Origin of the sequence: Hymenobacter sp. BT730 (assembly GCF_030542105.1) — a bacterium.
In the GTDB taxonomy this organism is placed as follows: domain Bacteria; phylum Bacteroidota; class Bacteroidia; order Cytophagales; family Hymenobacteraceae; genus Hymenobacter.
In genome coordinates this window covers 38,834-53,778 of record NZ_JAUOFB010000002.1, presented here as the reverse complement: position 1 = coordinate 53,778, position 14,945 = coordinate 38,834, and the positions used below count along the sequence as shown (strand labels likewise).

Annotated in this window: 11 protein-coding genes; 7 read left to right on the top strand and 4 right to left on the bottom strand. The window is 55.7% G+C overall.

Translation table 11 applies throughout. The features are described 5' to 3' along the window. Positions 1-109: 109 nt before the first annotated feature. The 6 genes from Q4G72_RS07200 (at position 110) to Q4G72_RS07175 (ending at position 8,043) form a co-directional block, all read left to right on the top strand. Positions 110-598: an energy transducer TonB gene (locus Q4G72_RS07200; RefSeq protein WP_303310738.1), complete on the top strand. Its 489-nt coding sequence runs from the start codon at positions 110-112 to the stop codon at positions 596-598. A gap of 201 nt (positions 599-799) precedes the next feature. After that, on the top strand, positions 800-2,635 hold the full coding sequence (locus tag Q4G72_RS07195; protein WP_303310737.1) for an ABC transporter ATP-binding protein: 1,836 nt from the start codon (positions 800-802) through the stop codon (positions 2,633-2,635). 85 nt (positions 2,636-2,720) lie between these two features. After that, a complete protein-coding gene (locus tag Q4G72_RS07190) occupies positions 2,721-3,389 on the top strand; it encodes a hypothetical protein (protein WP_303310736.1) in 669 nt (222 codons plus the stop codon). Positions 3,390-3,568: 179 nt separating this feature from the next. Further along, positions 3,569-5,980: a phosphoenolpyruvate synthase gene (ppsA, locus tag Q4G72_RS07185; protein WP_303310735.1), complete on the top strand. Its 2,412-nt coding sequence runs from the start codon at positions 3,569-3,571 to the stop codon at positions 5,978-5,980. 263 nt (positions 5,981-6,243) lie between these two features. Continuing rightward, positions 6,244-7,704 (top strand): circadian clock protein KaiC, encoded by a 1,461-nt coding sequence (kaiC, locus tag Q4G72_RS07180; protein ID WP_303310734.1) that lies wholly within the window; start codon positions 6,244-6,246, stop codon positions 7,702-7,704. Between the two features lie 57 nt (positions 7,705-7,761). After that, entirely contained in the window at positions 7,762-8,043 is a 282-nt protein-coding gene (locus tag Q4G72_RS07175; protein ID WP_303310733.1) for a circadian clock KaiB family protein, read from the top strand. 126 nt (positions 8,044-8,169) lie between these two features. Here the strand turns inward: Q4G72_RS07175 and Q4G72_RS07170 are convergent, their stop codons facing one another. After that, the gene (locus tag Q4G72_RS07170; RefSeq protein ID WP_303310732.1) at positions 8,170-9,171 is read right to left on the bottom strand and encodes a 2-hydroxyacid dehydrogenase; all 1,002 of its coding nucleotides are present in this window, start codon (positions 9,169-9,171) and stop codon (positions 8,170-8,172) included. Between the two features lie 269 nt (positions 9,172-9,440). Here Q4G72_RS07170 and Q4G72_RS07165 point away from each other — a divergent pair, with 269 nt between their 5' ends. Continuing rightward, the gene (locus Q4G72_RS07165) at positions 9,441-10,340 is read left to right on the top strand and encodes a DUF2911 domain-containing protein (RefSeq protein ID WP_303310731.1); all 900 of its coding nucleotides are present in this window, start codon (positions 9,441-9,443) and stop codon (positions 10,338-10,340) included. A gap of 100 nt (positions 10,341-10,440) precedes the next feature. On the opposite strand, the gene Q4G72_RS07160 is transcribed toward Q4G72_RS07165, so the two are convergent. From Q4G72_RS07160 to Q4G72_RS07150, 3 genes are all read right to left on the bottom strand, one after another. Next, positions 10,441-12,162: a sodium:solute symporter family protein gene (locus Q4G72_RS07160; protein ID WP_303310730.1), complete on the bottom strand. Its 1,722-nt coding sequence runs from the start codon at positions 12,160-12,162 to the stop codon at positions 10,441-10,443. Continuing rightward, a complete protein-coding gene (locus Q4G72_RS07155; RefSeq protein ID WP_303310729.1) occupies positions 12,159-12,290 on the bottom strand; it encodes a hypothetical protein in 132 nt (43 codons plus the stop codon). Before Q4G72_RS07155 ends, Q4G72_RS07160 begins: the two co-directional genes overlap by 4 nt. A gap of 62 nt (positions 12,291-12,352) precedes the next feature. Further along, the gene (locus tag Q4G72_RS07150) at positions 12,353-14,929 is read right to left on the bottom strand and encodes a PIG-L deacetylase family protein (protein ID WP_303310728.1); all 2,577 of its coding nucleotides are present in this window, start codon (positions 14,927-14,929) and stop codon (positions 12,353-12,355) included. Positions 14,930-14,945 lie beyond the last annotated feature (16 nt).

Genomic DNA, 14,945 nt, shown 5'->3' with positions numbered 1-14,945 from the left:
GGTTAGGCAACAACGGTAATGGGAGCAGTTGTGTGTACCTTTACGGGTCCGTGCGGTGCCTGCCTGTTTTTACCGGTTTGTCCTGTTCACCTTGTAAGCCTGCTCCCTCGTGAAACATCTGTTTTTTCTCCTGCTGCTGGTTGGCTTGGCGGCCTCAGCGCAGGCACAAACTCAGCCTGCTCCCGCTGCTAAGCAGCCCACCGTACTCCGGCCCGGCCATATGCAGGTGCAGCGCACCCCCGCCACCAACCGGCCCGATATTCCACCGCAGTTTCCGGGCGGTGCGGAGGCCCTGGGCGAATTTTTTGCCCTGAATGTACAGTATCCGGACGCCGCGCGCGTCAAGCATATTACGGGCAGCGTGCTAACCACTTTTACGGTAGAAGCCGACGGCCACCTGAGCAATGCAACGGTGGTTAAAGGCCTCTCGCCGGAGTGCGACGCCGAGGCCCTACGCGTGCTGGCCTTGCTACCGGCCTGGAAGCCTGCCACCCGTAAGGGCGTGGCGGTATCAGTACCGGTACAGTTGCCCGTGCCATTTGCTGACAGCTCTATTTTAGAATTTGAAAAATCGAAGACGAAAGTCAAGTTTGAATAACCCTCAATGAGTAGAGCTACGAGTTAAAAGTTAGTTCCCCTCCTCAGATGAGGAGGGGCTAGGGGTGGTTGAAAACTAGAGCTAGAAACCTAGAGTTAGTTATCGTTCAACGACAGTCAACCACCCCGCCCTTCGGGCACCCCTCCTCATCTGAGGAGGGGAACTAGTCCCATCCGATATATAGCTCCGAATACCCCAAACATGGCCCGAAGCGGAATGAATACCAGCGGTACAACCCTTGATCCGGATGTACCCAAGAAGAAATTAACGAAAGAGAATCTGCAGAAAGCCCTGCGGATTTTCCGCTATGTACTACCGTATCGGACCAAATTCATTGTGGGCATGGTGCTGCTGGCCTTGTCCAGCGCTACCGTTATGTGCTTCCCCTGGGTAATTGGCAAGCTTACGGACACCGCTAACGGCAAGCCCTTCATCCTCCCCAATGGCAGCGCCATTTCTATCAATCAGATTGCGCTGGGCCTGTTTGTCATCATTGTCTTCCAGGGGCTGTTTTCGTTTGGCCGCATCTGGTTTTTCACGCAGGTAAGTGAGTTTACGGTGCGTGATATCCGGCAGGCGCTTTACGGCAAGTTCGTGAGCCTACCCATTCCGTACTTCGAGAAGAACCGGGTGGGCGCCATCACCTCGCGCATCACTTCCGATGTCAGCCAGATTCAGGATTCTTTTTCGCTGACCCTGGCCGAGCTGTTCCGGCAGATTATGACCTTGGTGGTGGGCATCGTGTTCATCATGATGGTGTCGGTGAAGCTGTCGATGTTTATGCTGCTCACCTTCCCGCCCATTGTGGTGCTGGCCATGGTGTTCGGGCGCAAAATTCGGGTGTTGGCCAAAGCCACGCAGGATGAGCTGGCTAAGACCAACGTTATTGTGGAAGAAACGCTGCAGGGCATTAACACGGTGAAGGCCTTCACCAACGAGCAGTTTGAAACCCGCCGCTACTCTGCCTCGCTTACCAATACGGTGCGGGCAGCGCTGAAAAGCAACCTCTACCGCGGCGGCTTTGTGTCGTTCGTCATTATCGGCCTGTTTGGTGGCATTATTCTGGTGCTGTGGCGCGCCGCCTCCCTGGTAGCCGCCGGTCAAATGACTATCGGTGACCTGACGTCTTTTGCGCTCTACACCATCTTTATTGGCGCTTCGGTAGGCGGCCTGGGCGAGCTGTACGGCAAAGTGCAAAGCACATTGGGCGCCTCCGAGCGGATTCTGGAAATTCTGGATGAGCCCTCCGAGCCTACGCACCGCGCCCGCGTGGCCGGTACTGCCCCGCTCCAAGTGCGCGGCGACATCGACTACCGCCACGTGGCCTTCAGCTACCCTACCCGCCCCGATCTGGCGGTGCTCAAAGACATTACCTTCGATATTCAGGCCGGCGAGAAAATTGCGCTGGTAGGCCCCAGTGGCTCCGGCAAAAGCACCATTGTACAGCTGCTGATGCAGTTTTACGAGCTAAGTAGCGGTAAAATCCTCATCGACGGCCACGACATCCGCCAGTTCGACCTGACGGAGCTGCGCAGCCACATCGGCATTGTGCCCCAGGAAACCCTGCTGTTTGGTGGGTCCATTCGGGAGAACATTGCCTATGGCAAAACCAACGCTACGGACGAGGAGATTATCACAGCCGCCCGCAAGGCCAACGCTTGGCAGTTCATCTCCACCTTCCCCGAGGGCCTGGACACGCTGGTAGGCGAGCGGGGCGTGAAGCTCTCCGGCGGCCAGCGCCAGCGCGTGGCCATTGCCCGCGCCATCCTGAAAAACCCCGCCATCCTGATTCTGGATGAAGCCACCTCCGCCCTCGACTCCGAGAGTGAAAAGCTGGTGCAGCAGGCCATGGACGAGCTGATGCAGAACCGCACCAGCATCATCATTGCCCACCGGCTGAGCACCATCCGCAAAGTGGACAAGATTCTGGTGATTGATGGCGGCCGCATTGTGGAGCAAGGCACCCATGATGAGCTGGCTCACAATGAGAATGGCCTGTATGCGAATTTACTGAAGCTGCAGTTTGAGCTGAGTTAAGGCTTCCCATATCATCTGAGAAAAGGGCGAAGCATAGCTTCGCCCTTTTTCGTTACATTGATTCGGTCAACTATCTAAACAATTGATGCGCACTACTTCATATTCCCTCCGTCGTGTGCTAACCCTCGAGTTCGGGTCAGTTATTTTCTTTGGGGTGTGGCTGATGGTGGTGCTATTCTATATGCTGACTTCTACGGGTCCGTCGCCCATTACGGCTCCTTATGTAAATACTCCTACTTGCAGTAATAACTGCTCTAAAGGGCTTGAATATGCCCTTATAGTTCACCTTGATGCGCAGGACAGGTTTCACCTTTCTGCAAACCAGCCGCACCTGTTAGCAGCCATTATACAACGGGTAGCAAAACAGCACAACGTCTTGTTCACACCGCAACAAGAAGAGCAGCTTGAACAGTTGCCTTTTCTCAGTCAGGATGTTAGGCAATTGCCAAAGTGGCTCGATATGCCACCTGCACGGCGTCAGCTACAGCTTAATGGAATTCCACTAACGCTTGAAAACGATTCAGGGCTATTAACAGAACTTCTCTTAGCCGGGCTTCAGGAAGTGGAGAATCAAAGCCCCGCAAATACATTATCTCCGCCACCGGATCTGGGAGTAGAGCCGGAAAATGATACAGGTCGTGCTCTTGCTATTCGAGCTGATAAAACGGTTCCTTCTCATCGGGTTATGGCTTTGATTCACCAATTTGAAGAGATAGGTATTCGACGAGTAAAGTTTGTGACTGAAATGGAATAGCAAACTCTATTCTCCGGCTGATAAGCTTCTTTCATATACCTTCTTCATGAGTGTACATATGCCTGACCAATGTCACCTCCCCCTATGATATATATCAACGCATAAGCCCTTTATCCCCCGCATCTTAACGATTCCTCCTCACTGGCTGCCAGTAACCCGGCCGTATTGCGAGAACAGTCATGGACGCGACCTACACTATTCCTTTCCGGGATTTATCCAGCAGCGAGGTAGCCATAGTTGGCGGCAAAAATGCCTCGTTGGGCGAGCTGTTCAACCAGCTGACGCCAAAAGGCATCAACGTGCCGGATGGATTTGCCACCACGGCCGCCGCGTATTGGCTGCTGCTCGATGAAACCGACATTCGGGAGAAGCTTACCACCCTTCTGCATACCGTCGATGCCCAGGAGTTCAGCAACCTGCACGAGGTAGGAACTGCTGCCCGGGCATTGGTGCAGAATGCTACCATACCGGAGCCAGTACGCGCTGCCATTACTGCCGCTTATCAGCAACTTAGCGCCGATACGCCGACCGGCGCCCAAGTAGCAGTCCGCAGCAGCGCTACGGCCGAAGACCTGCCCTCCGCCAGCTTTGCAGGCCAGCACGACTCATTTCTGAACATCGAAGGCACAGACGCGGTGCTGGAGGCTTGCCGCCGATGCTACGTGTCGCTGTTTAACGACCGGGCCATCAAATACCGCATTCAGAATGGCTTCCCGCACATGCAGGTGGCTTTATCAGTGGGCGTGCAGCGCATGGTGCGCTCTGATCTGGCCTCGGCGGGGGTGGCGTTTACCATTGAGCCCGAAACTGGCTTTGAGCCCATGATTTACCTGACGGGCAGTTGGGGGCTGGGCGAAAACGTGGTGCAGGGCGCCGTGAACCCCGATGAGTTTTACCTTTTTAAGACTTCCATGCGGGCCGGGCACCAGTCGCTGGTTAGTAAAAAGCTGGGCGACAAGGCCCGTACCATGCGCTATGCTGCGGCGCACACTGGCCCCGGCCCTACTATTGAAAATGTGCCCACGCCTCCGGAGCAGCAGGCGCAGTTTGTGCTCACTGATGCCGAAGCCGAACAACTGGGCCGCTGGTGCCTGCTGATTGAGGAGCACTACGGCCAGCCCATGGATATAGAATGGGCTAAAGACGGCCAGAACAACCAACTCTACATTGTGCAGGCCCGCCCGGAAACCGTGCACCACGGCCACCAGGAGCTGCAATTGCACGAATATCACCTGAAAGAGCGCGGCCCCGTTCTGGCGGTGGGCAAAGCCGTGGGGCATCAGATAGCCTCCGGTATAGCGCGCATCCTGTCCTCTCCCGCCGAAGGCCACCGCCTGCAGCCCGGCGACATTCTGGTGGCCGACATCACTAACCCCGACTGGAACACGGTGATGCGCAAAGCCTCCGTACTGGTTACCAACCAGGGAGGGCGCACCAGCCACGCGGCCATTGTAGCCCGGGAGTTGGGCCTCTCGGCCGTGGTGGGCACCGGCAACGCCACCCAGCAGATTCAGGATGGGCAGCGCATTACTGTTTCCTGCGCCGAGGGCGACGAGGGTCAGGTGTTTGCCGGTGAGCTGCCCTGGCAGGAAACCACCATCAACCTGAGTACCATCCGGCTGCCGCGCACCAAGCCCATGTTTATTCTGGCCGACCCCGATCAGGCCATACGGCTTTCGCGCTACCCTAACCAGGGCGTGGGGCTAATGCGCATGGAATTCGCTATCAGCAGCAACATCCGCATTCATCCTATGGCTCTGGTCAAGTTTGACGAGCTGAAGGATGAAGCCGCGCGTCAGGAGATTGATAAATTGACGCGCTACTACTCATCCAAATCGGAGTATTTCGTGGAGAAGTTGTCGCAGGCCATAGCACTGGTGGCCGCCGCGTTTTTCCCCAAGGATGTAATAGTGCGCATGAGCGACTTCAAGACCAATGAATACGCTAACCTGTTGGGCGGGCGGCAGTTTGAGCCGGAGGAAGAAAACCCCATGCTGGGCTTCCGGGGCGCCTCGCGCTACTACCACCCCGCCTACTGCGACGGTTTCCGGCTGGAGTGTGAAGCCCTGAAACGGGTGCGCGACACGCTGGGCCTCACCAACGTAAAGGCCATGATTCCTTTCTGTCGCACGGTGGAGGAAGGCCAGAAAGTAGTGGATATTATGCGCGACTTTGGGCTGGTGCGGGGGGTAAACGGGCTGGAAATCTATGTCATGGCCGAAATTCCCAGCAACGTGCTGCTGGCCGAGCAGTTTGCCACCGTGTTCGATGGGTTTTCCATCGGCTCCAATGACCTGACGCAGCTCACCTTGGGCATTGACCGGGATTCAGCCATCATTGGTCAACTGTTTGATGAAAATAACCCGGCGGTGAAGCGGCTGCTGCACCAGGTCATAAAGGCGGCGCACCAGAGCGGCTTGAAGATTGGCCTTTGTGGCCAGGCCCCCAGTGACTACCCGGAGTTTGCGCAGTTCCTGGTGGCCCAGGGTATCGACAGTATTTCCTTTACGCCGGATGCTTTACTGCAGGGCATTCAGAATATGGTGCTGGCGGAAACCGGCCAGCAGACAGCGCCTGTCTCCAAGGGTTAGCGCCTTTTCTGATTGCCTATAAACGGATGATACAAAGCATGGAAGCACCCTCTGGGAACTAACCTCCTGGGTCCAGGGAGTACCGCTGGCGGCCGGTAAATGAAATTTTCTGATTTTCAGGGAGTATTTAATGTACTTTTACCAGTAATGCGGAGCAGGGCAGTGCCCTCCCCCAGTCGGAGTGGGCATAATAAGCGGCTCCGGCTCTACCTGCCCCTGCGCAGCTTTAAGGCGCTTCTTCCACCTTCCCTTCCGATTAGTAGATGACCATTCAGAAGCTGGCCACCGGCATAGCAGCCTTCGACCACATTTCCGACGGAGGCTTACCTCTGGGCCGTACCACCCTGCTAGCGGGCAGCCCCGGCTGCGGCAAAACATTATTCGGGTCGCAGTTTCTGGCCATGGGCATTCAGCACTTTGACCAGGCGGGTGTGTTCGTCACCTTTGAAGAGCAGGTAGAAGACATCCGCCTTAATCTGCGCAGCCTGGGCTGGGATATAGACCAGTGGGAAAAGGATGGCAAATGGGTGTTTCTCGATGCTTCTCCCAAGGATGGCGACGCGCCGGTGACGGTGGGCACCTATGATTTAAGTGCCTTTCAGGTGCGCCTGGAGCGGGCCGTAACCAAGTGCAATGCTCAGCGCGTGGTGTTGGACTCGATGGGCAATGTGTTTGCCCAATACCCGGAGATGAACAGCTTTCGGCGCGAGCTGTTCCAGGTAACCCAAACCCTGGGGCGCCTGCGGGCTACCTCGCTCATTACCACTGAGCGCAGCGAGGAGTATGGGCGGGTGTCACGTTCGGGGGTGGAGGAGTTTCTCACGGACAACGTCATCATCCTGCGCAACGTGCTTTACGATGAAAAGCGGCGTCGCACCATTGAAATTCTCAAATTCCGGGGCAGTAAACACGAGAAAGGCGAAAATCTGTATACCATCGTACCTGAGCGGGGCATTGTTATCATCCCACTCTCGGCAATGGATCTGCGCTACCGCTCCTCGGGAGTGCGCGTCACCTCGGGCGTGGCCAAGCTGGATGAAATGTGTGGGGGCGGTTTCTACCGCGACTCCATAGTGCTGGTATCTGGCTCAATTGGAGCGGGCAAGACGCTGCTAGTGGCCAGCTTTCTGAACGGAGTACGGGAGCGGAAGGAAAGGGCCCTACTGCTGGCCTTTGAGGAAAGCCGTGAGCAGATCTTCCGCAATGCTGCCGGATGGGGTTACGACTTTGCCGGCCTTGAAGCCGACGGCTCCCTGAAAGTGGAATGTCTTTACCCGGAAGTGTCTTCGCTGGAAGACCACTATCTGCACATTCAGCGGCTGGTGGAGGAATTCAAGCCTGACCGAATTGCTTTAGACAGCCTTTCGGCCCTCTCGCGCACCAGCACCGATAAGGCCTTCCGCGAGTTTGTTATTGGCCTTACTTCCTTTCTGAAGCATCAGCAAATTACCTGCCTGCTCACCGTTACTACCACGCTACTCTCGGGTGGCACGTCCGATACAGAGGGTAACATCTCCCCACTCACTGATACTATTATACTGCTGCGCTATGTGGAGATGTCGGGTGATATGCAGCGTAGCCTTTCCGTGCTGAAGATGCGCGGCTCCAAGCACGACTCCTCCATTCGCGGGTTCACCATTGATGACAAGGGCCTGAACCTGGGCGCTCCTTTTACGGGCGTCAGCGGCATACTTACCGGCATTGCGCCAGTGCATAAGCTTTAGTAATCGGCTCCTGTAACACAGCAAACACGCACACACCGGGTGTTTTCACCCTATTCCATGGCCAAACCCATTCTTCAGCTCTTTGTCAACGGCAATAGCCCCACCTCGGTGGAGGCCATCGGCATGCTGAATGGCATCTGCAAAGAGGATTTAAAGGGCACCTACGAGCTCGAAATCATTGATATTCAACTTGACCCTGACCGTGCCGAAGAGGCCGGCATTATGGCTATTCCAACGCTGATCCGTAAGTGGCCGCTGCCGGAAACCCGCCTGATTGGGGCATTAAGCGTGAAAACCCGGGTGCTCACCGGCCTGGGTTTAGTTATGTCGTACACCTGAGTCCCGGTTCATCAGCCGCCTACTAAACCCGCTATTTCTAAAGCGCCTTTTGCCCCTAAAATACCCGAAATAAGGGCAGAAGTTAGCTTAGGCTGCATGCCAGTATAGTGGCTTTTGGAAAGATGACTATGCCCCCCGCAGCTCATTGATGCACGTTCCCTTTTGCTCCCAGCAGGTGATGTTGGCTATGGTGGTGGTGGCAATGTTAGTGAGAGCCTCGTGGGTGAGAAATGCCTGGTGGCCCGTTACCAGTACGTTGGGCTGAGTGACCAGTTCGGCGAGCAGCGCATCGGTTTCCAGTAGTGGCTTCTGGGAACGGTCGTTGAAAAACAGCCCTTTCTCAAACTCATATACGTCGAGCCCCAGGTAGCCTATCTGCCCCGATTTCAGCGCAGCCAGGGCGGCTTTGGTATCTAAGACACCACCGCGGCCGGTGTTCACCAGCATAACGCCGGGTTTCATTTGCGCCAGCGCTGCCTCATCCAGCAGGTGGTGCGTTTGGGCCGTGAGCGGGGCGTGCACCGTGATAATATCGGCCTGGGCATACAGCTCCTCGCGCGACACATACGCCAGCCCGAAGCGCTGACACAGTTCCGGGTTTTCTACTACGTCGGCTCCCAGCAGATGGCAGCCAAACCCGTGCAGAATGCTGGCCATAACGGATCCGATGCGTCCGCAGCCCAGAATACCAACGGTTTTACCATGCAGATCGAAACCCACCAGGTTATCGAGGCGGAAGTCGCCGCGGTGTAACTGCTCGTTGGCGCGGCAAAGCTGACGATTGAGGGCCAGCATCAGCGCTACGGCATGCTCGGCCACGGCGTAGGGAGAATATTCGGGCACGTTTGCGACGCGCATGCCCAGGCGGGTGGCCGCGGCCAGGTCTACCTGGTCGTGGCCCACGGCACGCACGGCTAGGTAGCGCACCCCCAGCGCGTGCAGGCGTTCCAGCACCGGAGCTGAAGCATCGTCGCTGGTAAAAAGTGCCACGGCCGTGCTGCCCTGTGCCTTTTCTACAGTATCGGGTCCCAATACTTCGGTAATAAAGCGCAACTCATGGCTTTCCTGGGCAGCCTGGGTCAGGTAAGGCTGTTCAAAGGCGTGGGCACTAAAAACGGTGAGCTGCATATAAAAGGTATTACACCGGGAGAAAGAGGCCGCCAACTTGCGCATGACGGTAATACCAAGGCTGTGGTCGTGTGCATGAAGGTGCGGCCCTCACAGAATCAAACCAATGATATATATCAGTAATCTAAGCTTATTAGCGGCACTTCCATCCTAAAATCAGGGATATACAGCCAGGCAGGTACTTAGCCAGGCAGCTATGGGGCCGCAGTACCGGGCATAGCCCAAAAGGTGTACTTTTACCCCACGTATCCACCTTTCTTCTACTTTCTATGATGCTGAAAACATCTTCTGCTTTGCTGACCAGTGTGGCACTGGCCGGCGCCCTGTTACTCACCGCGCCTACCGCCCAGGCGCAGCTAAACACCCCGGCGGCCAGCCCTAAAAGCACCGTAACACAGCGCGTAGGCCTCACCGACATTACAATTACCTACTCTCGCCCCAGCGCCAAAGGCCGCATGATTTTCGGCGACTCTACCAGCAAAGCCGTGGTAGGCTATGGTAAGCGTTGGCGCACGGGCGCTAATGCTACTACGGCCATCAAGTTTTCGGATGATGTGACGGTGGAAGGCAAGAAAGTGCCGGCCGGCGAATATGGTCTGTACACCATTCCCGGCAAAACCGAATGGACCGTAGTTCTCAACAAAAGCCTGAAGCAGGGCGCCGACGTAGCTGGCTTTAAGGCGGCCGACGATGTAGCTTCCTTTAAAGTGAAGCCTTACAAGCTGGGCCAGAAGGTGGAAACCTTCACCATTAACTTCACGGACCTTACCCCCGCCACCGCTAACGTGGATATGCAGTGGGAAATGACCGGCGCCAAGTTCAAGGTGATGGCTGATGTAGACAGCAAAGTGATGGCGCAGATTGACGAAAAAGTCGTTAAAAACGCTTCACCTAACGCCAACGACCTGGCCGCTGCTGCTGCCTATTACCACGATAACAACAAAGACCCCAAGCAGGCGCTGGCCTGGATTCAGAAAGCCAATGCCACAGACCCCAAGTTCTGGAACATGCTGACCGAAGCTAAAATCCGTATGAAGCTGAAGGACTACAAAGGCACTGTGACGGCCGCAGAGCAATCCAAGAAACTGGCACAGGAGGCAAAAAATGCTGACTACGTAAAAATGAACGACGCCTTAATTCTGGAAGCCAAGAAAGCCGGCAAGCTGTAAGCGGCTGGTTCCTACTCTACCGGGATTCTGACCAAAGACGTCCTAATCCATCTTTCATTGAGAAAGCCCTGATGTCCAGCCGGACATCAGGGCTTTTTTATTACAGCGAAGCCGGCTGCTGCAGGCGGATTTCTCGCCGGTTTGCCAGCCTTTGAGCGCCTTCTGCCAGCAGCATCACGGCAAAACAGCCCAGTATATTATACCACAGATAGGCAATGTCAGTGAGCCAGAAAGCCAGCAAGGTTGCCAGCTGCGTAACGACAGCCGCCCAGAATACTGCCCGGCCATGTACCCGCTTCTGGAAAAAAGCCACCGCAAAAATGCCCAGGATAGTGCCGTAGAACAGGGAGCCCAAAATATTGACGGCCTGAATAAGATTTTCCATTTGCGCCGCAAACAGCGCAAAACCTACCCCCAGCACACCCCAGCCCACCGTAGACCAGCGCGAAACGGCTACCAGGTGCGCATCGGGGCAGTGCAGGCGGCGCGTGAAGGGGCGGTACAAATCAATAACGGTTGTAGAGCCCAGGGAATTGAGGCCGGAGGCGGCAGAGCTCATGGCCGCGCTCAGCACTACGGCCACTAAGAGCCCCACTAGCCCGCGTGGCAGGTAGCGCAGCACAAAGGAAATGAAGACATAGTCAGTGTCTTTGGAATCGGCAGCGGGGGCTACCTGCTGCACCAGGCCTTTCCACGATGCTCGAATGCCGGCTGCGGCTGCCTGGGTGGTCTGCAGGCGCAGATTGGCGGCAGCCTGGCCCGGGGTGTTGCCTTGTTGGTGGGTGGCCACCAGTGCCGTAGCCGCCTCGCGTTGCGCGTCCTGAATAAGCGTATACTGCTGCTCCAATTGCCTGGCCTGTGGTGCCATGTCGCTGCGCATCACCCGCTCATACATGGGGCGGTTAAAGGTGAGCGGGGCGGGCTGAAACAGGTAGAATACGAACAACAGCACGCCTACCAGCAGAATCCCGAACTGCATGGGCACTTTTACCAGCCCATTCATGAGCAGGCCCAGGCGGCTTTGGGTCACGCTCTGGCCGGAGAGGTAGCGCTGCACCTGGCTTTGATCGGTACCGAAGTAGGAAAGTGCCAAAAACAAGCCGCCCGTCATACCGGTCCAGAAGTTGTAGCGGTTTTCCCAGTCGAAGTGGAAGTCAACCAGGTTTAGCTTGCCCATGCGGCCGGCCACATGCATGGCATCACTAAAACCTACCTCCCTGGGCAGATAATGCACCAAAAGGTAGCCGGCCACTACCATGCCACAGAAGATTACCGCTACCTGCCCTTGCTGTGTTACGGTAACGGCGCGGGTGCCGCCGCTAACCGTGTAACCAATAATAACGGCCCCCAGCAGGCATACCGTAACAGTAGTATTCCAGCCCAGAATAGCCGACAAAACCAAGGCCGGAGCATACAGGGAAAGTCCGTTGCTGAGCCCGCGCTGCAGCAGAAACAAGCCGGCCGCCAGGGTGCGGGTACGTTTATCAAAGCGGCTTTGCAGGTATTCGTAGGCCGTAAAAACCTGTAGCCGCTGGTAAATGGGCACGGCTACAATGGAAATCAGCACCATGGCTATAGGCAAGCCAAAGTAAAACTGGATAAAGCGCATGCCATCGGCATAAGCCTGGCCCGGCGTGCTGAGAAAAGTAATGGCAGAGGCCTGCGTGGCAATAATACTCAGCCCCACGCCCCACCAGCGGGTTTGGCGGCCGCCCAACAAATAGCCATCCAGGGAGGAGCCGGCTCGGCGCGTACGCCAGGCCCCGTACCCGATGATAAACGTCAGCGCGCCTGTCAGCACGGCCCAGTCCAGCGCGCTCATGTAACGAAGTAGCGACTAAGCCACACAAATAGCGCTATTTCCGCCGCCAGCGCCGCCAGCACCAGCCCATACCAGGCACGCCAGGAAGGCAGCATGGGCGGCTTATTTATTTCGGGGGTTGCGGGCATGGAATTAAAAAAGTTTGTCATCCTGAGGTTTGCAAAGGATGACAATTATGTGCGCTAGACGATTACTTCTTACCTCCCAACTCAATCATGTTCGTGAGCAGGCGGTAAGCCCCTGGTACGCCGGCCGGCAACTCCCGAAAGAATGAGAGGCCGGTATAGATATAGTGACCTTTGCCATAATCGGCTACCAGAATGGCGCTTTCCTTGGCTGCCTCGCCGGGGTCGTGGCTGCTTATGATAGTCTGATATTTTGGGTCCCATTGAGAAGGGTAATATAGACCCTGTTCCTGCACCCAGCCCTCAAAATCCTTGCTGGTAATCTTGTTAGGTGCGTTCAGCAAGGCGTGCTGGGGCTTGAGGAAAGTTATGGCTGCATTTTCCACTGTAACCCGGTCGTTGGAAAGCTTCATGGGGTACGGCCCTATTTCGGGCAGCACCGTGCCGCGGCTTACCGTGTACTGCACCACCAGATTGCCACCATCCTCCACGTATTTCAACAGGGCAGGTTGCAGGTACTTGAGGCGGTCTATTGTGTTGTAGGCGCGGATACCGACTACCACGGCCTGGAAGCGGCGCAGACGCTCGGCGGTCAGGTCTTCAGGCTTGAGCAGCGTTACGTTATAGCCAATCTGGCGCAGGGCATCCGGCACGTCGTCGCCGGCCCCCATGAGGTAGCCGATATCCTGCTTCCGCCGCATCAGGTCCAGCTTAACCAGTGGAGCTACGGCTTCGGGGAAGAGAGTTTGGGTGGGAATATGGTTGTAGGCAATAACCTGAATGCCGCGGCTATATGCCTGGCCATTCATGGTTGCCACGGCGCGAAGCTGGCCGGTGCTCTGCTGGCTATTAGTGGGTTGCACCCGGAACTCCACCGTGCGCTCTTCGTCCTTGTTCTTGATATCGAACGGTATGCTGGCAGGTTCTACTTTCCAGCCAGCGGGCACTTGCAGCGCTACCGTGCCTTTTGCATCTGCCTGGCCAGCTTTTAGGGTAATGGGGACGGTTTTGGGCTTGTTTTCCGCAAAGACGTAGGCATGGCCGCCGATGTTCACGGCTACGGGCGGCACTATTGTTAAGGGGCGGTACTTCTCTCCTTCTACCGGGTCGGTGCTTTTGTATTGGACGGGAATACCACGACCTATATAAGGTTCTAGTGATAGATGAACTGTAGCGACAGGATTGCTTTCTGGCTTGCTTACTAATATACCAAGATCTGGGTAAGACCAATTTAGTGATTTACTATAGATACTATCAGACAGTTTGTACATGCCAATACTACCATTTTCTTGAAGCCAGTAAGGCTGTGAAACTAGTTGGTCTTTGGGAAGCTCAATCGAATACTTAAGCTGAAGACTTTTACCTGGTTTCAATACATAACTTTTAGTTGTGTCGCCAACCAATTTTGCTTCTTTAAAACCGTTTAATAAGCCACTCACCGAATTCATAGTCAACGTTGTAGATGACCTGTTTACTACGTCTAAGCTCAGATTAATTGACTCTCCTGGCGCATAAGATGGTTGACTTGCTGTTGCTTCGATGCTAATTCCTAAACAAGCAGCAATCATATTATCTACCTCTGCTAATTTCTGTCGAACCCAGAACCTATCTGTTGGCGAAGTCAGTAGCCTTGGATGTTTTGATATTATCATTACCTGTAGCTCTCCTTGAGCCTTTTTCAAGGCTGATACACTAGCTGCAGGATTGTTCGCATCAAATTTTTTGATGATTTCATCTATCAGTTTCGCAATGTGTACCCCGTGAGACACCCGGTTCCAGCTCATATCCACGCCCTCAAACAAATCCTTCTCCGCCTTCTCCCCTTTTAGGGGCTGAAAGTATTCCAGCGCCTCACCGCGCGTAGCGGCCGCGCCAAAGCCCTGGCTTTTGTGCTGGGAACGGCTGCGGGCCGCAATTTCGCCGTAGCTCTGACCCAGCAATGGGTTGTAGCCGCCGGCATCCAGCTTGAGGTAACCCCTCATATCATCTCCTGCCTTCACGAAGAAGGAGCCGGTGTTCCAGAGCAGGCGCTTGGGTTGCCAGGCCTGCACATATTTTAGCTGCTCAGGAAAGCGCTTGGGGTCACCGGCGGCATCAAAGGCCTCAATGGCCAGCATGGCCGAGGCGGTGTGGTGCCCATGGCCGGCGCGGCTGTCGGGCGGAAAGCGGGTGATAAGCACATCGGGCCGGCGCTGGCGGATAACCCAGACCATATCGGACAGCACCTGCTCCTTGTCCCAGATGGTAAAGGTTTCTTCGGCGGTTTTGCTGAAGCCGAAGTCATTGGCGCGGGAGAAGAATTGCTGGCCGCCATCAATACGGCGCGCCGCCAGTAGCTCCTGGGTGCGGATAACGCCCAGCTGCTCGCGCAGTTCCGGGCCAATAAGGTTCTGCCCCCCGTCGCCGCGCGTGCAGCTGAAATAGCCGGTTTCCAGCAGGCGCCCATTGGCCATATAGGCAATCAGGCGAGTGTTTTCATCATCGGGGTGGGCGGCAATATAGAGTACCGAGCCTAGCACGTTGAGCTTCTTCAGGCCCAGCAGGATTTCGGAGGAAGTGTAGGTTTTGGGGGCTTGGGCTATGGTGCTAAATGGTAGCAGCAGTGTAGCCAGCAGCAGAATACGAAAACCAGAGAGGCGCATATGAATTCGGAAGAAA